The 23350-nt window shown below is 39.3% G+C and carries 21 protein-coding genes; 18 read left to right on the top strand and 3 right to left on the bottom strand.

What is annotated here, in order from left to right:
- Positions 1-11: 11 nt before the first annotated feature.
- The 18 genes from BLP46_RS01635 to lysA all read left to right on the top strand — a co-directional run bounded on the left by BLP46_RS01635 (position 12) and on the right by lysA (position 19237).
- Positions 12-758: a DivIVA domain-containing protein gene (locus BLP46_RS01635; protein ID WP_092974600.1), complete on the top strand. Its 747-nt coding sequence runs from the start codon at positions 12-14 to the stop codon at positions 756-758.
- 71 nt (positions 759-829) lie between these two features.
- Positions 830-3595, top strand: a complete 2766-nt coding sequence (ileS, locus tag BLP46_RS01630) for an isoleucine--tRNA ligase (protein ID WP_092974597.1) — start codon at positions 830-832, stop codon at positions 3593-3595.
- Positions 3596-3693: 98 nt separating this feature from the next.
- The gene (lspA, locus tag BLP46_RS01625) at positions 3694-4170 is read left to right on the top strand and encodes a signal peptidase II (RefSeq protein WP_092974594.1); all 477 of its coding nucleotides are present in this window, start codon (positions 3694-3696) and stop codon (positions 4168-4170) included.
- Positions 4167-5084 (top strand): RluA family pseudouridine synthase, encoded by a 918-nt coding sequence (locus BLP46_RS01620; RefSeq protein ID WP_092974591.1) that lies wholly within the window; start codon positions 4167-4169, stop codon positions 5082-5084. The genes lspA and BLP46_RS01620 overlap by 4 nt, the downstream gene beginning before the upstream one ends.
- Before the next feature lie 181 nt (positions 5085-5265).
- Positions 5266-5613: a 50S ribosomal protein L19 gene (gene rplS / locus BLP46_RS01615; RefSeq protein ID WP_092974588.1), complete on the top strand. Its 348-nt coding sequence runs from the start codon at positions 5266-5268 to the stop codon at positions 5611-5613.
- Between the two features lie 65 nt (positions 5614-5678).
- Positions 5679-6356, top strand: a complete 678-nt coding sequence (lepB, locus tag BLP46_RS01610; RefSeq protein WP_092974585.1) for a signal peptidase I — start codon at positions 5679-5681, stop codon at positions 6354-6356.
- A gap of 82 nt (positions 6357-6438) precedes the next feature.
- Positions 6439-7317 carry a ribosome biogenesis GTPase YlqF gene (gene ylqF / locus BLP46_RS01605; protein WP_092974582.1) on the top strand — a complete coding sequence of 293 codons (879 nt, stop codon included), beginning with the start codon at positions 6439-6441 and terminating at the stop codon, positions 7315-7317.
- Complete coding sequence (gene rnhB, locus BLP46_RS01600; RefSeq protein ID WP_092974579.1) at positions 7317-7925, top strand: ribonuclease HII; 609 nt, start codon at positions 7317-7319, stop codon at positions 7923-7925. The genes ylqF and rnhB overlap by 1 nt, the downstream gene beginning before the upstream one ends.
- Complete coding sequence (locus BLP46_RS01595) at positions 7918-8310, top strand: YraN family protein (RefSeq protein ID WP_092974576.1); 393 nt, start codon at positions 7918-7920, stop codon at positions 8308-8310. Before rnhB ends, BLP46_RS01595 begins: the two co-directional genes overlap by 8 nt.
- Positions 8297-9235 (top strand): dipeptidase, encoded by a 939-nt coding sequence (locus BLP46_RS01590; protein WP_167669139.1) that lies wholly within the window; start codon positions 8297-8299, stop codon positions 9233-9235. Before BLP46_RS01595 ends, BLP46_RS01590 begins: the two co-directional genes overlap by 14 nt.
- Before the next feature lie 42 nt (positions 9236-9277).
- Entirely contained in the window at positions 9278-10786 is a 1509-nt protein-coding gene (thrC, locus tag BLP46_RS01585) for a threonine synthase (RefSeq protein ID WP_092974570.1), read from the top strand.
- The gene (locus BLP46_RS01580) at positions 10786-11475 is read left to right on the top strand and encodes a metallophosphoesterase (protein WP_092974566.1); all 690 of its coding nucleotides are present in this window, start codon (positions 10786-10788) and stop codon (positions 11473-11475) included. The genes thrC and BLP46_RS01580 overlap by 1 nt, the downstream gene beginning before the upstream one ends.
- Before the next feature lie 95 nt (positions 11476-11570).
- Complete coding sequence (tig, locus tag BLP46_RS01575) at positions 11571-12851, top strand: trigger factor (RefSeq protein WP_092974563.1); 1281 nt, start codon at positions 11571-11573, stop codon at positions 12849-12851.
- 58 nt (positions 12852-12909) lie between these two features.
- Positions 12910-13491 (top strand): ATP-dependent Clp endopeptidase proteolytic subunit ClpP, encoded by a 582-nt coding sequence (gene clpP / locus BLP46_RS01570; RefSeq protein ID WP_092974560.1) that lies wholly within the window; start codon positions 12910-12912, stop codon positions 13489-13491.
- 15 nt (positions 13492-13506) lie between these two features.
- Positions 13507-14841, top strand: a complete 1335-nt coding sequence (clpX, locus tag BLP46_RS01565) for an ATP-dependent Clp protease ATP-binding subunit ClpX (RefSeq protein WP_092974557.1) — start codon at positions 13507-13509, stop codon at positions 14839-14841.
- Between the two features lie 74 nt (positions 14842-14915).
- Complete coding sequence (lon, locus tag BLP46_RS01560; RefSeq protein WP_092974554.1) at positions 14916-17321, top strand: endopeptidase La; 2406 nt, start codon at positions 14916-14918, stop codon at positions 17319-17321.
- Between the two features lie 10 nt (positions 17322-17331).
- Positions 17332-17934: a ribosome biogenesis GTP-binding protein YihA/YsxC gene (gene yihA / locus BLP46_RS01555; RefSeq protein WP_092974552.1), complete on the top strand. Its 603-nt coding sequence runs from the start codon at positions 17332-17334 to the stop codon at positions 17932-17934.
- A gap of 4 nt (positions 17935-17938) precedes the next feature.
- Entirely contained in the window at positions 17939-19237 is a 1299-nt protein-coding gene (gene lysA, locus BLP46_RS01550) for a diaminopimelate decarboxylase (protein WP_092974549.1), read from the top strand.
- 95 nt (positions 19238-19332) lie between these two features.
- Here the strand turns inward: lysA and BLP46_RS01545 are convergent, their stop codons facing one another.
- From BLP46_RS01545 to BLP46_RS01535, 3 genes are read right to left on the bottom strand one after another with little or no spacing between them, the layout of a single operon-like run.
- Positions 19333-19968, bottom strand: coding sequence for a redox-sensing transcriptional repressor Rex (locus BLP46_RS01545; RefSeq protein ID WP_092974546.1), 636 nt, complete (start codon positions 19966-19968; stop codon positions 19333-19335).
- 28 nt (positions 19969-19996) lie between these two features.
- Positions 19997-21205 carry an NADP-dependent isocitrate dehydrogenase gene (locus BLP46_RS01540; protein ID WP_092974543.1) on the bottom strand — a complete coding sequence of 403 codons (1209 nt, stop codon included), beginning with the start codon at positions 21203-21205 and terminating at the stop codon, positions 19997-19999.
- Positions 21205-23136 (bottom strand): aconitate hydratase, encoded by a 1932-nt coding sequence (locus BLP46_RS01535; RefSeq protein ID WP_092974540.1) that lies wholly within the window; start codon positions 23134-23136, stop codon positions 21205-21207. The genes BLP46_RS01540 and BLP46_RS01535 overlap by 1 nt, the downstream gene beginning before the upstream one ends.
- Positions 23137-23350: the final 214 nt, after the last annotated feature.

Below are 23350 nucleotides of genomic sequence, written 5' to 3'. Positions count from 1 at the left end.
AGTGCATTTTAATGCTTACAATTGATGAAATTAAAAACATCAGCTTTAGAAAGGCTACCTTAAGCGGCGGTTATCGAGCTGAAGACGTTGACTCATTCATTGATGAAGTAATTGCTTCGTTTGAGCAACTGAAAAAAGAAAAGACTAATCTTGTTCACAAGATTGATGTGCTTGCAACTCGCGTTGAACAGTACAGAGCTGATGAAGAAACAGTAAGAAATGCACTTCTTGCTTCACAAAAGGTTTCTGATGCATGCATTAAGGAAGCCAAAGAAAAGGCTGCAAAAATCGTTAGAAATGCAGAAGAAAAGGCTCAGACTCTTGTTGCTGACGCAAACGCAATGACAGCGCTTGAAAAGGAAAATTACCTTAGCCTTAAAGCCGATGCAGTAGCTTTGCGCGGCGAACTCATTGAGTTGTATAAGAATCATATCAAAACCATTGATGATTTGCCGACTTCGGTAAATCTTGAAGATACTAAAAAAGCTCTTGATGACAAGTTCCCGACTAATGAAGTTGCACAGCCTGTACAGGAAACTTCTGACGAAGAAAATAAACAGCCGCAAGAAATCACCACAGAAACAAGTTCAGATGATGAAAAGCAGGCAACAATTCCTGAAAAAACTTCATCTGAACCGTCTGAAACTAAAGACGAACCGTCAGACGAAAATTCAAAGGATAACGCAAAAGCATCTCCTCGCCACGGCAAATTCAGTCAACTGAAGTTTGGCGACAACTATGATGTTTCTGCAGAATAAATAATTAAAATATACATTATACTATATCTGATTAATATAGCATAAATTATTGATATTGGAGAGAGTAGAAAATGTCCCAGGATTATAATTCAACACTTAATCTTCCGAAGACCGATTTTCCTATGCGTGCGGGATTGCCAAAGAGCGAACCTGTTACTCTTAAAAATTGGGAAGATGAAAAAGTATATGACAAACTTATGGAACTTAATGAGGGCAAACCTTTATTTGTCCTTCACGACGGACCTCCATATGCTAACGGCAGTATTCACCTTGGAACGGCGTTAAATAAAATTTTAAAAGATTTTATTGTAAGATATAAAAATATGTCAGGCTTCAAAGCCCCATATGTTCCGGGTTGGGATACTCACGGACTTCCGACTGAACTTAAGGCAAGAAAAGAAGCCGGTGTTGGCAGTTCTGCTGACATTTCGGTGCTTGAACTCAGAAAGATGTGCCAGAAGTTTGTTGAACAGTCGTTAGATGAACAAAGAACACAGTTCAAAAGACTTGGTGTAATCGGTGAGTGGGACAATCCGTACATTACTCTCACACGTGAATTTGAAGAAGAACAAATTAAGATATTTGCCGAAATGGCTTGCAAGGGCTATATATATAAGGGATTAAAGCCTGTTTATTGGTGCCCTGAATGTAAAACAGCTCTTGCTGAAGCAGAAATTGAATACGCAGAAGACCCGTGTCATTCAATTTATGTAAAATTCAAGGTAACCGATGATCTCGGAAAACTTTCAGCATTGGGTGCAGACCTTGACAAAACATATTTTGTAATTTGGACAACCACAACTTGGACATTGCCTGCAAACGTTGCAATTTGTGTAGGACCGTCTTTTGATTATGTTGTTGTTAAAGCTAACGGCGAATTTTACGTAATGGCTGAAGAGCTTTACAAGAAAGCTTTTGAAGATGCAGGCATTTCAGAATATGAAGTTGTCGGTACAATAAAGGGTTCTGAGCTTGAATATATGAAGACGGCACATCCGTTTATTGACAGAACATCTCTTGTAATTGTCGGCGATCATGTTACACTTGAAAGCGGTACAGGCTGTGTTCACACAGCTCCCGGACACGGTATTGACGACTATAACGTTTGCCTTAATTATCCTGAAATTCCGATAATTGTTCCCGTTGATGAAAACGGTATTTTAACCGAAGAAGCAGGCGAGTTTGCCGGATTGAAAACCGCCGATGCAAATAAACCTATTGCAGAACATCTTGAAAAAATCGGTGCGTTGTTTGCTATCAAGAAAATTGTCCACCAGTATCCTCATTGTTGGAGATGTAAACAGCCGGTATTGTTCCGTGCAACCAACCAGTGGTTCTGCTCAGTTGATGACTTTAAGGATGAAGCAGTAAAGGCAATTAATGATGTTGAGTGGATTCCGTCTTGGGGCAAAGACAGAATTACATCAATGGTAAGAGAAAGAAAAGACTGGTGTATTTCCCGTCAGAGAAAATGGGGTGTGCCGATTCCGATTTTCTACTGCAAAGAATGCGGCGAACCGTTGATTGATAAAGACGCTATGCTTGCAGTTGCAGATTTGTTTGGCAAAGAAGGCTCAAATGCTTGGTTTACACACAAAGCAGAGGAAATTTTGCCTGAAGGCACAAAATGTAAAAAGTGCGGCTGCCATTCTTTTGAAAAAGAAAAAGATATTATGGATGTTTGGTTTGACAGCGGTTCTTCACACGCTGCCGTACTTAAGAAACGTCCGTATTTAAAGTGGCCTGCTGACCTTTATCTTGAAGGTGCAGACCAGTACAGAGGCTGGTTCCAGTCATCACTTTTGACCTCTGTTGCTACCCAGGGCACAGCTCCGTACAAGGCTGTTCTTACACACGGCTGGGTTGTTGACGGCAAGGGAAGAGTAATGCATAAATCTCTCGGAAACGGTATTGACCCTCAGGATGTTATTAAGCAATACGGTGCCGATGTTCTCAGACTTTGGGTTGCTTCTTCCGATTACCACGCCGATATAAGAATTTCTCAGGATATTCTTAAACAGCTTTCAGAAGCATACAGAAAAATCAGGAACACAGCAAGATATATTCTCGGCAATTTGTCTGACTTTAATCCTGACACCGATATGGTAAGCACTGATGAGCTTATGTCAATAGATAAATGGGCTTTGGCAAAACTCAATGAGCTTATGGATAAGGTTAAGGTTTCTTATGATAAGTATGAATTTCATATAGTTTATCACAGTATTCATAATTTCTGCGTTGTTGATATGTCTAACTTCTATCTTGATGTACTTAAGGACAGATTATATACAGAAAAAGCAGACAGCAAAGCACGCAGAGCTGCTCAGACAACAATTTATATCATTCTTGACGCTATGACAAGAATGATTGCTCCTATCCTTGCATATACTTCTGATGAAATCTGGAAATATATGCCTCACTCCAATAATGATGTTCATGAGCACATTGTGTTCAATTGTATGCCTGAAAAAGTTGATGTTGCAATTGACAGTGACTTTATGGCTTATTGGGATAAAATTCATGAGCTGAGAGACGAGGTTAAAAAATCTCTCGAAACTTATATAAAGGATAAGACAATTAAGGGTTCGCTTGAAGCAAAGATTATACTTTCCGCAAACGGTGAAAATCTTGAGTTCCTTAAAAAGGCAAAAGATGAACTTGCAGCTGCGTTTATTGTTTCTGAAGTTGAGATTACCGAGGGCGGCTCAGAGCTTGAAATCAAGGTTGAAAAAGCTGAGGGAGAAAAGTGCGAACGTTGTTGGACAATCAGCAAGACTGTCGGTGAAAACAGCGAACACCCAACACTCTGCGCACGTTGCTGCGAAAATTTAAAATAAAATACAATCAATGTGTTCTTAGACATTGATTTTGGCAGCACCGCATTGAGTGCATTAATTAAATTTTGCGGTGCTGCCTTATTTATTTGGAGGATAATATGCCTTTTGTTGCATTGATAATCGGTGCTGTAATCGTGGCTGCCGATCAGATTATAAAATATTTTGTTTCGTCAAATCTTCAACCCATCGGTTCGGTCAGCGTGATTGATAATCTTCTTAAATTTACATACGTTGAAAATAATGGTGTTGCTTTCGGAATGTTTGCGGATATGAGGTGGATATTTGTTGCTCTTACATCTGCTCTGTTGATTGCAATTATAATTGTTATGTTTGTAAAACATCCAAAAGGAAAAATGTTTTATATTTCTGCCGGACTGATTATCGGCGGAGGTATAGGCAATCTTATCGACAGAATATTCTATGGTTATGTTATTGATTATATCAGCTTGTCATTTTTTCCTCCTGTATGTAATTTTGCCGATTATGCCATAACTATCGGCACAATTCTGCTTATTATATATGTGCTTTTCTTTTCAAACACTTTTGATAATTCTGAAAAGGTTGCGAAAAAATGACCGAGCATAAAATTATTTGTGCTGAAGACAACATAAGAATTGACAAGTTCATTTCTGCTTGTGATATAGGTCTTTCAAGAAATGCGGCAGTTAACCTTATTGATAAAGGCTTGGTTGTTGTAGACGGAAAAAAAGTAAACAAAAAGTATAAACTAAAGATAGGACAGACTGTCTCGGTAAGCATTCCCGAGCCTGTACCTTATGAGGCTAAACCCGAGAATATTCCGCTTGATATTGTGTACGAAGACAACGATGTTTTGGTAGTCAATAAGCCAAAGGGAATGGTTGTTCATCCCGCTGTGGGAAACTATGACGGAACTCTTGTGAATGCATTAATGTATCACTGCGGCGACAGCCTCTCCGGAATAAACGGGGTTATGCGCCCAGGAATTGTTCACAGAATAGATAAGGACACAAGCGGTTTGCTCATTGTTGCAAAGAATGACTTTGCCCATACTTCTATTGCTAAACAAATAAAAGAACATTCGTTCACAAGGGAATACGAAGCGGTGGTTTTCGGCAATATAAAGGATGAAGACGGAACAGTTGATGCGCCAATCGGAAGAAATCCCAACGACCGTAAGAAGATGTGCGTAATTGCAAAAAACAGCAAAAACGCTGTCACACATTATTCGGTAATCAAAAGATATAAGGGGTACACCCATATAAGATGCAGGCTTGAAACCGGGCGCACTCACCAAATCAGAGTTCATATGGCGTATATCGGTCATCCGGTTGCCGGTGACTTGGTGTATGGTGTAAAAAACGAAAAAGTTGATTTTGTGGGGCAGTGCCTGCACGCAAGAAAAATTGGCTTTGTACATCCTGTAACCAATGAATATTTAGAGTTTTGCTCCGATTTGCCGGACTATTTTATCAATTTTTTGAATAAACTTGATAAAATAAGCAAATAATTGATGTTTATATACCTTTTTTTGAAAAAGGACTTGAATTGTACTTGTTTTTATGATATTATATACAAGTATTTGAAACTGTCGTTACTCTCGACACGGTCAAATAACGGCAAATGCCGTATTTTGAAGCTGATAGTCCGCTGCATAATGCAAGAATATCGGGAAAATTAGGAGGATAAAAATGGACGCATTAAAAACAATTGCTGCCGGCTCAGTAAAAGATACAACTCCTGAGTTCGGTATCGGTGATACTGTAAGAGTATCAGTAAACATTCGCGAAGGCGAAAGAGAAAGAATCCAGATGTTTGAAGGCACTGTTATTGCTAAAAGAGGCAGCGGTGTTGCTGAGACATTTACTGTAAGACGTGTAGCCTACGGCGTTGGTGTTGAAAGAGTGTTCCCACTTCATTCACCAAACGTACAGGACGTAAAGGTAATTCGTTACGGTAAAGTTCGCAGAAGCAAGCTTTATTATCTCCGTGACAGAGTTGGTAAGGCTGCTAAGGTTAAAGAGCAGATTCGTAAATAATTCTCTAATAATTAAAAGGGGACTTTAATTAGTCCCTTTTTTATTAATTACAGCAGGTGAAGAAATTGAGCGATATAAACACAAATGAACACACTTCACAATCCAATAATGATTCATCAGAAAAAGTGATTGAAGAAAAAACTACTGATAACGTAACAAACAACAGTACAGTCAGCAAAATCAAGGTTCCTAATTTTACGGTTGTAAGACCTGACGGAATCGCTTCAAATATTTTTGATTTTATGCGCTGCCTGTTTTTTGCAATTTCAGTCGTTGTAATTTGTTTAACATTTATTTTCAGACTTGTGGGTGTTGAAGGCTCGTCAATGGAGGATACCTTATCAACAAACGATAAGGTTATTGTCACTAATCTTTTCTATACTCCGACTAACCATGATATTGTTGTTATTTCACATGGTGCGGAATATGAAAAACCGATTATCAAGCGTGTAATTGCAACCGAGGGTCAAACCCTTAAACTTGATTATGAAAACGAGAGAATAATTGTTGACGGCGTTGTGCTTGATGAACCGTATATCAAGGGTACAACTTTCTCAGACAACTACGGCAACTATGATATTCCCGAAGTTGTGCCAAAAGGCAAAATTTTTGTAATGGGCGACAACAGAAAGGTTTCTCTTGACAGCCGCAGCACAGAAATTGGGTTGATTGACGTTGACAATGTAATTGGCAAGGCTCAGTTTGTGGCTTTTCCGTTTAACAATTTCGGCTATCTCTATTAATTTTTTAGTGTTGTATAAAGCTTATTTCTGTTTTATAATAGAAATAGGCTTTTTTTATTTTTATTATTTTGAGGTAACTTTTATGAGTGAAATGCAAACTATACAATGGTTTCCCGGTCATATGACAAAAACCAAAAGGCAAATTCAGTCAAGCTTGAAACTTGTTGATGCCGTGGCAGAAATAATAGATGCAAGAATCCCAATCAGCAGCAGAAATCCTGATTTAAATAAACTTATTCAAAATAAGCCTAGAATAATTTTGCTTAATAAGTGTGATATGTCAAATCAGACTGCAACCAAGATGTGGATTGATTTTTATAAGAAGCAGGGGATAACAGCAATAGCAGTTGATTGTAAAAGCGGCAGGGGATTGAATAAATTCCCAATGGCGGTAAATACGGTTTTGAGTGAAAGAACTGCAAGACTGAAATCAAAAGGAATGGTAAATCCGATAATGAGGATTATGATTGTAGGAATACCAAACGTCGGCAAATCTTCATTTATTAATAGAATAGCAAAGCAAAATCGTGCCAAGGTTGAGGACAGACCCGGTGTTACAAGGGGCAATCAGTGGTTTACAATCAGCAAAAACCTTGAAATGCTTGATACCCCGGGCGTTTTATGGCCGAAATTTGAAGATAAAGTTGTCGGCGAACATCTTGCATTCACAGGTGCAGTCAAAGACCAGGTGCTTGACATTGAATTTCTTGCCGTAAGACTGCTTGATTTTTTGAAAGTTTTAAAGCCCGCAGAGTTTATTTCCAGATTTAAACTTGAAAGTGTTGATTTGGAATCACTTGAATCGTATGAACTTTTAAAATTGATTGGAAAAAAACGAGGTATGCTTGTTTCAGGCGGAGAAATTGATACTGAGCGTGCGGCTATAATGTTGCTTGACGAGTTTAGGTCTGCAAAGCTTGGCAGAATTACGGTTGAAATGCCTGCAAAGGACGGAGAATAATGTTGAATTGGCTTGAATATGAGATTGAGGCAAAGTCTAAAGGATATAAAGCTGTTTGCGGTGTTGATGAAGCAGGCAGGGGACCATTGGCGGGACCTGTTTGCGCCGCTGCTGTAATTTTGCCTGAGAACACAATAATTGACGGCGTTAACGATTCAAAAAAACTCAGTGAAAAAAAGCGTGAGGCGCTCTTTGATGTAATAAAATCTTCGGCACGTTCATATTGTATAGCGTATGCAACAGTTGAGGAAATTGAGAGTATGAATATATTAAATGCAACTATGCTTGCGATGAAAAGAGCTGTTGAAGGTCTTGATGTAAAGGCTGACTATGCAATGATAGACGGCAACCGTTTGCCTGATTTGAAAATTGACAGTGAATTTATAATCAAAGGCGATGCAAAGTCTATGTCAATCGCTGCGGCTTCAATACTTGCAAAGGTGTCGAGGGACAGGCTTTTGCGTGAAAATGCAAAAGAATATCCTGAATATCAGTTTGATAAACACAAGGGATACGGAACAAAAGCCCACATAGAGGCGCTAAAAAAATATGGCCCCTGCCCGTATCACAGAATGAGCTTTTTGGGAAAAATATTGGGAAATGATTAAGCATAAAACAAAAGAAATCGGTGACATCGGCGAAGAATTTGCGGTGAAGTATCTTAAAAAGAAAAGGTACAGGATTGTTGACCGAAACTTCCGTAAAAAATACGGCGAAATTGATATTATTGCAGAAAACAAAAATTATCTTGTTTTTGTTGAGGTTAAGACACGTCACTCAAATTCTATGACAACCGCTTCCGAGGCTGTTGATAAGCGAAAACAACTGAGAATAATTAAGACTGCATCGGCTTATCTTCTTGAAAACGATACCGAAAAATATTGTCGTTTTGATGTATGCGAAGTTTATGTAGACAAAGTCAGTTTAAAGCTTGAATCCATTAATTACATTGAAAACGCATTCGAGTTGGAGGATGGATATGCAGGTTGTTGATTTGCATTGTGATTCGCTATACAAGTCGGTGACTCAAAATATCGGGCTTGATTCCGATAAGCTTGAGGTGAAGCTAAACCTCAATAACGATGACAGAAGATTGCAGTGTTATGCAATCTGGCTGCCCGATAATTTAAGCGGAGAAGAAGCCGAGAGCCTATTTTTAAAGGCTCATAAAAAATTAAATGATGAGTGCAAAAGATGTCAAATTAATCTTTTAAAAAGAGGAGATAACATCCGAGCTTTACTTAAGCAGAATAAATATTGTGCCTATTTTACAGTTGAAAACGGCAGTGCTGTCAACGGCAAGCTTGAAAATATAAATAAATTTGCTCAAATGGGCGTAAAGATGATTACATTAACTTGGAACGATTCAAACATTATCGGTGACGGAGCCGAGGTTGCTAATCCAAAAGGTCTTACTTACTTTGGCAAGTCGGTAATCGGTGAAATGGAAAAATGCGGAATAATAGTTGATGTTTCTCACGCCTCCGAGAAATTATTTTACGACGTTGCTGAATTATCAAAGCTGCCTTTTGTTGCCTCTCATTCAGATTCAGCCAAAATTACGCCGCACAAGCGAAATTTGACAGATGAACAATTTAAAATTATTGCAAAAAGGGGAGGATTGGTTGGCATTAATTTTCATAGAGAATTTTTGTCACAATATCCTCAAACATCAAATAAGTATGATATCATAAGGCATATAGACCACTTTTTGTCGCTGGGAGGAGAAAATACAATTTGTCTCGGAAGTGATTTTGACGGCTGTGATTTGCCCGATGATATAAGCGGAAGCGACTTTTTTAGCGAATTATACGAACATTTGCTTAGGCATAATTACAAAGAACGTCAGATTGAAAAGATTTTTTGTGATAATGCTCTTAATTTCTTTGAAAACTTTGACAATCAGCGAATTATGTAGTAAAATATTTGATGTTTAAAGTCATTTGAAAGGAAGATTTCAATGTTATATAACAGTACCCAAAATAAGAATGAAGTAGTATCTTCTGCACAGGCTATCGCACAGGGAATTTCAAAGGACGGCGGTTTGTTTGTACCTCAGGAATTTCCGCAGTATGACGAAGCTGCGCTAAAGTTGTTTTTAAATACCGATTATAAGGGCAGGGCAAAGAAGATTTTTGCTGATTTTCTTTCTGATTTTACTGAGGAGGAAATTAACGATTGCGTAGAAAAGGCATACACAGCTCAGAAATTCGGCGGCGAAAATCCTGCACCTTTAGCCTTTTGTAATCTTGACGACAAGGCTCTTAATATATTGGAATTATGGCACGGTCCTACTTGTGCTTTTAAAGATATGGCTCTTCAAATTTTGCCTCACCTGCTTACAAAGTCATTAAAAAAGACTTATGACGGCAAAGATGCGGTTATTCTTGTTGCAACTTCCGGCGATACAGGCAAGGCTGCGCTTGAAGGCTTTAAAGATGTTGACCACACAAAAATTATTGTTTTCTATCCCGTAAATGGCGTAAGCCCAATGCAAAAACATCAAATGGATTCACAGGAAGGTCAGAACGTTAAGGTTTGTGCAATTGAAGGCAACTTTGACGATGCTCAGACCGGTGTAAAGAGAATATTCACAACTCCTGAAATTGCCAAGAAGCTTGAAGATAACAATATGCTGTTCTCTTCGGCAAACTCAATCAACTGGGGCAGACTTCTTCCTCAGATTGTATATTATGTATCTGCATACTGCGATATGGTTAACGAGGGCAAAATCAACTTTGGTGAAAAAATCAATGTGGTTGTTCCGACAGGTAATTTTGGTAATATACTTGCTTCTTATTATGCAAGCCTTATGGGACTTCCGATTAACAAATTAATTTGTGCTTCTAATTCAAACAATGTATTGACTGATTTTATCAGAACAGGCGTTTATGATAAAAACCGTCATTTCTATACAACTATGTCTCCGTCAATGGATATCCTTGTTTCAAGTAACCTTGAACGTTTGTTGTACAAGCTTTCCGGAAACAGCGATGCTTTCACCAAGGAATGGATGACCTCACTCAAGACAACAGGTAAGTACGAAGTAACAGATGAAGTTAAGGCTGTTATTAAAGACAAATTCTTCGGCGGATTCTGCGACGATGAGCAAACTCAGGCTACAATAAACAAATTGTTTAAAGAGAACGGCTATTTGTGCGACACACACACTGCAGTTGCAGTTAATGTTTATGAGCAGTATGTTAACGAAACAGGCGATAAAACTCCTGCTGTTATTGCTTCAACGGCAAGTCCTTATAAATTCTCAAGGTCAGTTCTTCAGGCGGTTGCTCCTGAAACCGAATTGCCAAATACTGAATTTGACACTGTTGATAAGCTTAATGAGATTACAAAAATGCCTGTTCCTGCTCCTTTGGCAGGACTTAAAGACAAAAAAGTTCGTTTTACAGATGTAACCGAAGTTGATAAGATGCAGAACTATGTCCTTTCTGCACTTGGAATCGAATAATGTCTCTGTTCGCAATTGCTGACTTGCATTTGTCGCTCGGCGAAGACAAGCCTATGGATATTTTTGCCGGTTGGAGTAACTATGTTGAGCGGCTTGAGGACAATTGGAGAAAATTAATAACCGATGATGATACTGTTGTTGTCGGCGGCGACATTTCCTGGGCAATGAAGCTTGAAGAAACTTTTGTTGATTTTAGCTTTATTGACAAACTTCCGGGGAAAAAGTTGTTTCTTAAGGGAAACCACGATTATTGGTGGGGAACAAAAAGCAAAATTGATTCATTTTTGAGTAAAAACGGCTTTGATTCAATTTCAATCATCTTTAATAATTCTTATGTTTGTGATTATTACGCCGTCTGTGGAACACGCGGATGGTTCCTTGAAAATGATACCGAACAAGACATAAAGGTGTTAAACCGTGAGGTCGGACGTTTAATAATGTCAATTGAATCTGCCCTTAAAACAGGAAAAGAACCGGTTGTATTTCTTCACTATCCGCCATATTATAATGGTATTGAATGTAAAGAAATTATGGATGTGCTGTTAAAATATAACGTAAAAAAATGTTATTACGGTCACATTCACGGGCGTAACAATTTTAAATATGCTTTTGAAGGAGAATACAAGGGAGTTAATTTTAGGCTCATTTCTTGCGACAAGGTCGGTTTTATGCCGGTTTTGGTGAGATGAAATAAAATAATTATTGTTTTCTATTGGCAAATCAATTTAATTATGATATAATTAACTGATATATTCTCAAAATAAAACTTTTGGAGGAATTTTAAATGGCATTAAAGGAAAGTACTAAAAAAGAACAGGCTAATTCTTACGAATTAGTAGTGTCGGTTGACGCTGATACCTTTGAAAAGGCAGTTAACGCTGTATATAAAAGACAGGTAAAGAAAATCAATATCCCCGGCTTCAGAAAGGGCAAAGCTCCCCGTCATATGATTGAGAAGATGTACGGCTCTGAAGTTTTCTATGAGGACGCTATGCAGGATTGCTACCCTGAGGCTCTTTATGAGGCTGCAAAGGAAGCTAATCTTAAGATAGTTGCCGTTGAGTCTCTTGAGGCTGTTGAAGCAGGAAAAGACGGTTTCACCTTTAAAACATCTATAATCGTAGAGCCTGAGATGGAAATCAAGGATTATCTCGGTATTGAAATTGAAAAGAAGTCAACAGAAGTTACTGATGAACTCGTTGACGAAGAGATTGAAAGGGTTAGAGACCGTAACTCAAGAATGGTTACTGTTGAAGACAGACCTGCCCAGGACGGCGATACTGTTGTAATCGACTTTGAAGGTTTTGTTGACGGTGTTGCATTTGACGGCGGCAAGGCTGAGAACTATAATCTTGCACTTGGTTCAGGCAACTTTATTCCGGGATTTGAAGAGCAGATTGTAGGTCATAATACCGATGAAGAATTTTCAATTAATGTTAAATTCCCTGAGGAATATCAGGCTGAGGAGCTCAAGGGTAAAGACGCTGAGTTCAAAATCAAGCTTCACGAAATTAAAGCCAAAGAGCTGCCTGAGGTTGATGACGATTTTGTAAAGGACGTTTCTGATAAAGAAACCCTTGATGAGTATAAAGAGGAATTAAAAGAAACTCTTGCAAAACGTCTTGAGGACGAAGCTGAAAAGGACGTTGACGATCAGATTGCCAACAAGCTTATTGACCTTGTTGAGGGTGAAATTCCGGAAGCAATGTATGACAATCAGGCTAACGAAATGATCAGAGATTTTGATATGCGTTTGCGTTCACAGGGTATGAGCATCGAAACTTATATGCAGTATATGGGAGTAGACCAAAACGCACTCAGAGAAATGTATAAAGAGGAAGCTAAGAGAAGAGTTAAACTCAGACTTGCTCTCGAAACTATTACTAAGAAAGAAAACATTGAGGTAACAGAAGACGATCTTAACGCTGAATACGATAAGATGGCTGAAAATTACAAGATGGAAGTTGAAAAGGTAAAGGCTGCTGTTCCTGCCGAGTCACTTTCAGATGACCTCAAGGTTCAGAAAGCTCTTGAGCTTGTTAAGGAAAAAGCAGTAATCAAATAATTTGTTTGTATAATATTCAATATTTTGCCAACTATTTATTAAGAAAGGTTTTGATATTATGGCATTGGTACCTTATGTAGTAGAGCAAACCAACCGTGGCGAACGCTCATACGATATTTATTCACGTTTGCTCAACGACAGGATTATTATGTTAACCGAAGAGGTAAATAGTGCCAGCGCAAGCGTTGTTGTTGCACAGTTGTTGTATCTTGAAAGTCAGGATCCCACAAAGGATATCAGTCTTTATATCAACAGCCCCGGCGGAAGTGTAACAGACGGTTTTGCAATTTATGACACAATGAATTACATTAAGTGTGATGTTTCAACTATTTGTATGGGTATGGCTGCAAGTATGGGAGCTTTCTTGCTTGCTGCCGGCACAAAGGGCAAGCGTCTTGCTTTGCCTAACAGCGATATTATGATTCATCAGCCCTCAGGCGGTGCCCAGGGCCAGGCAACTGATATGGAAATTCATACAAGACATATTCTTGATATTAAAAAGCATCTTAATCAAATTTTGTCTGATAACACCGGACAGCCGCTTGATGTTATTGCAAGAGACACTAACCGTGATAATTTTATGACTGCTCAGCAGGCACTTGAATATGGTCTGATTGATAAGGTAATCGAAAAAAGATAAGGTGAGGATTGGCTGATGGCTAATAAAAACAACGACAAGGATATTTATTGTTCCTTTTGCGGTAAACCGCAGGAAATGGTTGGCAGACTTATTGCCGGAAACGGCGTTTATATCTGTGACCAGTGCATTGAATTATGTATGAATATTCTTGAGCAGTCCGGAGAGCTTGAACATGAATGTGACAGAAATAACGGCGTTCATACAGATGAACCGACTGCTTCAATTGCCGAGCTTTTAAAACCAAAAGAAATTAAAGCCATTCTTGACGAGTATGTAATTGGTCAGGATTCTGCCAAGATTACATTAAGCGTGGCTGTATACAACCACTACAAAAGAGCGTTTTCACGTGATGACAGCGTTGATTTTGCCAAGAGCAATGTTCTGTTGCTCGGTCCTACCGGCGTTGGTAAAACTTTGCTTGCACAGACCCTTGCAAAGGCGCTTGACGTTCCTTTTGCCATTGCGGACGCCACTACTCTTACAGAAGCAGGTTATGTTGGCGAGGACGTAGAAAACATCTTATTAAAGTTAATACAAGCCGCTGATTTTGACATTGCAAAGGCTGAATGCGGTATCATTTATATCGATGAAATCGACAAGATTGCAAGGAAGTCCGAAAATCCGTCAATAACACGTGATGTCAGCGGTGAAGGTGTACAGCAGGCTTTACTAAAAATTGTTGAGGGTACTGTTGCAAATGTTCCGCCACAAGGTGGTAGAAAACATCCTCAGCAGGAATTTTTACAAATTGATACAAAAAATATTCTTTTCATCTGCGGCGGTGCTTTTGACGGTCTTGAAAAGATTGTTGAAAAGAGAAAGGGCTCGTCTGTAATCGGATTTGAATCCCTTGTCACATCAAAAGTTGAACTTGATGAAACCGACTGGATGAAAGAAGTAACAGCGCACGATCTTGTTAAATACGGCATAATACCTGAGTTGATTGGAAGACTGCCTGTAATTACAGCACTGAGTGGGCTTGATACAGAAGCTCTTGTTAAGATTTTGACTGTTCCCAAAAATTCTATTGTTCAGCAATACAAAAAGCTCTTTGAGCTTGACGATGTAGAGCTTTACTTTGAGGATGAAGCCCTTGAGGCAATTGCTCGCAAAGCACAGGAACAGCATACGGGAGCACGTGGACTCAGAGGTATAATGGAAGATATTCTTACAGACCTTATGTTTGAAACGCCTTCTGACAACACTATTGAGAAGATTATTGTTACAAAAGAAACCGTAACCGATAATGCCAAGCCGCAGATAATCCGCAGGAAAGAGAAAAAATCTTTGCCGCTTAATTTAACAAAAAAAGATGCAACGAAGCGTCCAAAACGTAACACAGCATCTTAATAATCTAAAATGAAGCTGTATTGCAAAATCAATACAGCTTTTACTTGTTATATTGGCATTTGAAAGGAAAACATATGGATATTGAAGCTAATAACATTTTGACAGTACCGGTTCTGCCTTTGCGAGGACTTGTGGTATTTCCAAAAACTCTTATCCACTTTGATGTAGGCAGAAAAAAGAGCATCACTGCAATTAATACTGCAATGAAAGATAATCAGACGATTTTTCTTGCTGCACAAAAGGACGCTGCAAAAAATGAGCCGTCAATAATAGATTTATATATAGTAGGAGTTATTGCAAAGGTTGTTCAGGTGCTTAAACAACCCGAGAATACTACACGAATTGTAATTGAGGGAATAAAAAGAGCGAGAATAATTTCTCCTGTGTTTGACGAAAATTGTCTTATGGCAAGCGTTGAACCTATTGAAGAAATAATAGAACCGGCTTCTGCAAGGGATTCTGCTGTTATAAGAACAGTTAAAAGTGAATTTGAAAAATATCTTGAGTTGTCTCCAAAAATGCCTCCGGATATTATTTTTAAGGTTGCTTTGTGCAAATCCTCGGGTGAACTCGCAGATTTTATTGCATCAAACTTAGTGATTGATTACCAGCAAAAGCAATCTGTCCTTGAAATTCTTGACCCTACCGAACGTTTGTCCTCATTGCTTGATGTTCTTGTAAATGAAAATTACATACTAAAACTTGAAAATGAGATAACACGCAAGGCAAAAATGCATGTTGACGACGGACAGCGTGAATATTTTCTAAGGGAGCAGAAGCGTGTAATTGAGGAAGAACTCGGCGAGGATGACAGTCCGTCAGATGAGGCGGATTCATATGCCCAGAGAATTGAAGAACTTCACCTTGATGAAAAATCTCAGGAGACACTTTTTAAAGAGTGCCGCAAACTTATGAAAATGCCGTATGGCAGTCAGGAATCGTCGGTCATCAGAACATATCTTGATACTGTTCTTGATTTGCCGTGGAATAAAAGTTCAAAGGAAAAGATTGTAATATCTAAAATTCGCAAAGAACTTGACAAAAGTCACTTCGGACTTGAAAAAATCAAAGAAAGAATTGTTGAACAGCTTGCAGTTAAAAAGCTGAGCGATAAGCAGAAAGGTCAAATAATTTGCCTTGTCGGACCTCCCGGTGTCGGTAAAACTTCCATTGCCCAATCAATTGCAAATGCAATCGGAAGAAAAAGCCAAAGAATTGCCTTGGGCGGCGTTAAGGACGAAGCTGAAATAAGAGGTCACAGGAGAACCTATATCGGTTCAATGCCCGGCAGAATTATGGCTGCAATTCAAAATGCGGGCACCAATAATCCGCTTTTAATTCTTGATGAAATTGACAAACTTTCAAGCGATTATAAGGGTGACCCGACTTCTGCGCTTCTTGAAGTGCTTGACAGCGAACAGAACAACAAATATGTTGACCATTTCATTGATATTCCGTTTGATTTATCAAATGTTATGTTTATTACAACGGCAAATGATTTGTCTGCAATTCCTGCGCCGTTGCGTGACAGAATGGAAGTTATTGAACTCAACAGCTACACACGTGAAGAAAAATATAATATCGCCAAAAAGCATCTTATTCCTAAGCAGCTTGATTTGTGTGGATTTTCTCCTAAAGAAATAAAATTCACTCAAAAGGGAATATATTCAATAATTGACTACTACACAAGGGAAGCCGGAGTACGTACCCTTGAACGCACAATAGCTTCAATCTTCCGCAAATGTGCCGTACAGAAACTTGAAAACGGCGTTGAATCATTTAAGATTGATGAAAAGGCAGTTGAGAAGCTGCTCGGCAATAAAAAGTATTTGCCTGAAACTTTTCTCAAAACCGATGAAGTCGGCGTAGTAAACGGTTTGGCGTGGACTCAGGTAGGCGGCGAATTGCTTCCTATTGAAGTTGCAGTTATGGATGGCAACGGAAAGTTGGTGCTCACGGGTTCACTCGGAGATGTTATGCAGGAATCGGCAAAGATTGCCATAACTTGTATAAGAAGCCACGCAGATGTGCTCGGAATTAATCCCGACTTCTATAAAACCAAGGATATTCATATTCACGCTCCTGAAGGCGCTGTACCAAAAGATGGCCCTTCTGCCGGTGTTACAATGGCTACGGCAATCTATTCGGCATTGTCGAATAAACCTGTCAGACACGATGTTGCAATGACGGGAGAGATAACGTTAAGAGGCAAGGTCTTACCAATCGGCGGTCTTAAAGAAAAAAGTATGGCTGCATACAGACATAAAATTTCTACCGTAATAATTCCTGAACAGAATAAAACCGACTTATCGGAAATTGACAACGCCGTAAAAGAAAACGTTGACTTTATTCCTGTTGATAATATAAAAGATATTATTTCAATCGCAACATTGGATTCCGAAAAAATATCAAATGCTAAGTGGAACAGAATTAACATTCCGTTTGAGAACCAAGAAAATACGCCGACTATAAGGCAATAGGAGAGATATAATGAATTTTAATGAGGTATCTTTTGAGTTTGCCGCCGGACAGGTTGCTCAGCTTCCAAAATCTGATTTGCCCGAAATTGTTTTTTCAGGTCATTCAAATGTCGGAAAATCATCGCTGATAAACAAACTTGTACAGCGCAAAGCCCTTGCAAGAGTCAGCGCACAGCCCGGAAAGACTGCGACAATTAATTTTTACAGGCTCAAAGAATTTAGAATGGTTGATTTGCCGGGATACGGATACGCCAAAGTTTCAAAAGCAGAAAAGGAACGTTGGGCAAAACTTGTTGAGGGTTATTTTGCTCAGGACAGAAAACGTGCTCTTATAATTCAGATTCTTGATTTGCGCCATCCGCCAACTGACGATGACCTGCATATGATAGACTTTCTTTACAGAAGCGGTTTTAACTTTGCTGCTGTTCTTACCAAAAGCGATAAACTCAAAAAGACGCAGTTTGAAGAACAATTGGAGTACTACAAAGATATTTTCAGCACAATCGAAGATATTAATCTTATTCCGTTTTCTGCAAAGACAGGTCTTGGCAATGAAGAAATAAGAAAACTGATAGAAGTTTCAATAAATGATTTAGTACAATCGGAGGTATGAAAAAATGTTTGTAAATGATTGTCTTAATACAAACGAAAAGGGACATCTTACTATCGGCGGATGCGACACCGTGGAGCTTGCAAAGGAATACGGCACACCGCTCTATGTTCTTGATGAAACAACAATCAGAAATACGATTCGTTCGTATGTAAGTTCATTCAATAAATTTTACGATGGCAACGGAATGCCTCTTTATGCGAGCAAGGCTTTATCATGCAAGGAGCTTTGCAGAATTGCAAAAGAGGAAAACATCGGTCTTGACGTTGTTTCAGGCGGTGAAATTTATACTGCTTTGCAGGCAGGTTTTCCTATGGAAAAAGTACATTTTCACGGTAACAACAAGACTGAGGATGAGATCAGATTTGCTTTAAAGTCTAAGGTTGGAAAGTTTGTTGTTGACAATCTTTATGAACTTGAACTTTTAAATAAAATTGCTGGTGAGATGAATATAAAGGCTGACATTTCATTCAGAATTAAGCCCGGTGTTGACGCACATACTCACAATTTTATCAGAACAGGTCAGATTGATTCCAAGTTTGGTTTTGCACTTGAAACAGGCGAGGCTTTTGAGGCTGTAAAAGAGGCTTTGAAGCTTGACAACGTTTGCCTAAAAGAATTGCATTGCCATATTGGTTCACAGATTTTCGATATTGAGCCGTTTGTAACCGCAGCCGAGATTATGATTGACTTTATGGCTAAAATAAAGTCCGAGCTTGGTGCCGTTATTTCTGAGCTTAACCTTGGTGGCGGCTTCGGAATTATGTATACAAGCGACGATGAGCCTGTACCGTATGAAAACTATATGGATAAGGTTTCTGTTGCAGTAAAAGCAAAGTGTGCCGAACACGGACTTCCTGTTCCGTTTATTTACATTGAGCCGGGCCGTTCTGTTGTCGGTGAAGCCGGAATCACACTTTATACAGTAGGCGGCAAGAAAGAAATTCCGAATGTCAGAACCTATGTTTCAATTGACGGCGGAATGACAGATAATATCAGATATGCTCTTTATCAGTCCGCATACACGGTTGTGAATGCTTCCAAGGCAGATAAGCCTGCCGACGAGATTGTTACAATTGCCGGCAAGTGTTGTGAAAGCGGCGATTTAGTTCAGGAGCATACAAAAGTAGCAGATGTTCAGGTTGGAGATATTCTTGCAGTACTTTCAACAGGTGCATACAATTACTCAATGGCTTCTAATTATAACAGAATCCCAAGACCTGCCATAGTTATGGTAAAGGACGGAAAGTCAAGAGTTATCGTTAAGCGTGAAAGCTACGAAGATATTGTCAGAAATGATGTTTAAAATCTGACATTTTATATAATACAAGTTAGATAATACAAAACAATGGCTGCCGCAAATCTTTTGATTTGCGGCAGCCATTAATTATAAGAAGTAAATTACGATTTGTTATTCATTCTGTAACACAAGGTCATCAGATTATCGCTTAAATGAACATTTTCAACAACAGTATCATTGTATCTTGCATTTATGTCGTAGTGACTGAAATTCCAGTAATTTTTAATTCCAAGTCCGTATAACGTATCAAGAACGTTTTCAACTGCGGTTCTCGGAATACATAAAAATGCTGTATCAACGTGATTTTGACTGCAAAAGCTTTCAATCTCAGAGTCGTGCTTTATGCTGATATTGTTCAACTGCTTACCGACCTTTTCTTTGTTTTTGTCAAAGCAGGCAACAAGCTCGAATCCGAGTTTTTCAAAGTTCATATGCATTGCAACAGCTTTTCCAAAGTTGCCAACGCCAATCAAAATAGCTTTATAGTTGTTGTTAAGTCCCAGAATATTCTTAATTTCATCCTTTAGCTGGCTTACGCTGTATCCGTAGCCCTGTTGACCAAATCCGCCAAAGCAGTTTAAATCCTGCCTAACTTGTGAAGCGGTCACATTCATTATCTGCGCTAACTTGGTTGAAGAAATTCTGTCTACATTTTGTTCATTAAGTTCCGACAAAAAGCGGTAATATCTTGGCAAACGCCTGATAACCGACATTGAAATGCTGTCACTCTTAGACATTACACACTAATCTCCTTTAGCAAAAAGATTAAAGGGTAGCCTTTAGACGCTCGTCAATTGCCTTGAGGAAGTCTTCTGTGTTGACCTTTTTCTTGTTTTCAAGTGAAGAAATAGCATACAGGTCACCTGTCATAACTCCGTCCTCAATTGTTTTGATTGTAGCCTTTTCAAGCTTATCGGCAAATTCCATAAGTTTAGGAAGCTTGTCGAGTTCTCCGCGCTTTCTGAGAGCTCCTGTCCACGCAAACAATGTGGCAACTGAGTTTGTAGATGTTTCTTCACCTTTGAGATACTTGTAATAATGGCGCTGTACAGTACCGTGAGCTGCTTCGTATTCATAAATTCCGTCAGGAGATACAAGCACGCTTGTCATCATAGCAAGAGAACCGAATGCGGTGGCAATCATATCACTCATAACGTCGCCGTCATAGTTCTTGCAAGCCCACATATATCCGCCTTCGCTGCGAATAACTCTGGCAACGGCGTCGTCAATAAGTGTGTAGAAGTACTCAATGCCTGCGTCGGCAAATTTATCCTTATATTCATTTTCAAATATTTCAGCAAATATATCTTTGAATCTGTGGTCATAAGTTTTGCTGATGGTATCTTTTGTTGCAAACCAAACGTCAAGCTTTTGGTCAAGTGCATAGTTAAAGCAAGAACGGGCAAATGAAGAAATACTCTTGTCAATGTTGTGAATACCCTGAATTACGCCGTCTGACTTAAAGTCAAAAATCAGGCTTCTTTCTTCAGTTCCGTCGGGCTTTGTAACGCAAAGCTCAGCTTTGCTGCCGCCCTCAACACGCATTTCAGTGTTCTTATATACGTCTCCGTAAGCGTGACGGGCAATGCAAATCGGTTTTTTCCATGTAGGAATATAAGGAGTAATGCCCTTTACAAGAATCGGGCTTCTGAATACTGTGCCGTCAAGAATAGCACGAATTGTTCCGTTAGGTGATTTCCACATACTCTTGAGGTGATATTCATCCATTCTTGCAGCATTAGGGGTGATAGTTGCACACTTTACAGCTACGCCGTATTTTTTGGTTGCGTTTGCACTGTCAACAGTTACCTGGTCATCGGTTTCATTTCTGTGCTCAAGACCAAGGTCATAATATTCACTCTTCAAGTCAACGTACGGAAGAATAAGAATATCTTTTATCTGCTGCCAGATAACTCTTGTCATTTCGTCTCCGTCCATCTCAACGAGGGGCGTAGTCATTTTAATTTTATCCATTAGCTGTTCTCCTTTGTGTAATCAAGTAGTCCGCCTGCAAGAATTATTGCTCTTGTTCTGTCAGAAAGGTCGCAATCTGCCTTAATGGTTTCACCGTTTGTCTTATTAATTACGGTAATGTCGGAACCGTTTGAAATTTCCTCTTTAACATTCGGAAGTTCAAGCATATCTCCGAGTTTAATCTTGTCATAATCTGCTGTATCCTTAAATGTAAGCGGCAGGATACCTGCGTTGATGAGGTTACTCTTGTGAATACGGGCAAAGCTCTTTACCAGCACAGCCTTAACTCCGAGGAAGAGAGGAGCAAGTGCTGCGTGCTCACGAGATGAACCCTGACCGTAGTTTTCTCCGCCTACAATAATGCTCTTGACAAGTGTTTTGGCACGTGTCGGAAATTCCTTATCGCATACTGTAAAGCAGTGTTCTGAGATTTTTGGAATGTTAGATCTCAACGGAAGAATCTTAGCTCCGGCAGGCATAATATGGTCGGTTGTAATATTGTCGCCAACCTTGAGTGAACATGAAGCTTCAATGCTGTCGGTAAGAGGTGAAGTCTTTGGATATGACTTAATGTTAGGACCTCTGAGAATTTCAATGTTATCCATCTCTTCAACAGGAGCCGGTGCGATAACCATATTATCGTTGATAAGGAATTTCTCCGGAAGCTCAATTTCTACTGCGTCGCCGAGCACTCTCGGGTCGGTAAATACGCCGTTGATTGCTGAAACGGCAGCTGTTTCAGGTGATACAAGATATATCTGACCGTCTGCTGTACCGCTTCTTCCTTCAAAGTTACGGTTAAATGTTCTCAGCGAAATACCTTTGCTGTTTGGTGATTGTCCCATACCGATACAAGGACCGCAGGCACTTTCAAGAATTCTTGCGCCTGCTGCAATAAGGTCACCCAATGCTCCGTTAAGTGCGAGCATATTAAATACCTGCTTACTGCCCGGTGCAATTGCAAGTGAAACATTGTCTGCAACTTTTTTACCCTTAAGAATGTGAGCTACACGCATAAGGTCAAGATAACTTGAGTTTGTGCATGAACCGATGCAAACCTGGTCAATCTTTTGACCTTCAAGCTCTCTGATAGGTTTAACGTTATCAGGAGAGTGCGGACAGGCTGCAAGAGGCTCAAGTTCTGACAGGTTAATTTCGATTACTTCGTCATAAACTGCATCTTCATCTGCACTGAGCTCACGATAATCTTCTTCACGATCCTGAGCCTTTAAAAATTCTCTTGTAATTTCGTCAGACGGGAATACAGAAGTGGTTGCGCCAAGCTCTGCACCCATATTTGTAATTGTAGCTCTTTCGGGAACGGTAAGAGTCTTTACGCCTTCTCCGCCGTATTCTACAATTTTTCCGACGCCGCCTTTAACGCTCATAACTCTGAGAACGGCAAGAATAATGTCTTTTGCCGAAACCCACGGGCTGAGCTTTCCTGTCAGGTTTACTCTGACCATTTTGGGCATAGTAATATAATAAGCGCCTCCGCCCATTGCAACAGCAACGTCAAGTCCGCCCGCACCGATTGCAAGCATACCGATTCCGCCGCCTGTTGGGGTGTGGCTGTCTGAACCAATCAGTGTTTTGCCTGGCTTGCCGAATCTTTCAAGGTGAACCTGGTGGCAAATGCCGTTGCCGGGTCTTGAAAAATATATTCCGTGCTTTTTGCACACAGACTGAATGAATCTGTGGTCGTCTGCATTTTCAAAACCTGTCTGTAATGTGTTGTGGTCGATATAAGCTACGCTTTTTTCTGTCTTAACACGTGGAATACCCATAGCCTCATATTCAATGTAAGCCATTGTTCCTGTTGCGTCCTGAGTAAGTGTCTGGTCAATCTTGATTCCGATGTCGTTACCGACAACCATTTCACCGCTCAGAAGATGTTCTTTAATGATTTTCTGCGCAATTGTGTATCCCATAAAATACCTCCAAATTTTAATGGATTTTGTTTTCATTTATATATTATAACAAAAACAACTATGTTAATTATATAACAATCTTTAGTGGATGTAAAGAAAAAATTGCGCCTGAAAGCACAAAATATTGAAAACCCGACTATTCAAAAGTTATATCGGAAAATTGTTCAAAATATATCGTATATTGTCATAAAAGGTGATGAAATTTACAAATTGA

Source organism: Ruminococcus sp. YE282, assembly GCA_900101355.1.
Lineage (GTDB): Bacteria > Bacillota > Clostridia > Oscillospirales > Acutalibacteraceae > Ruminococcoides > Ruminococcoides bromii_A.
The sequence above is the reverse complement of the archived record's forward strand: the minus strand, read 5'-3'. Positions and strand labels throughout refer to the sequence as shown.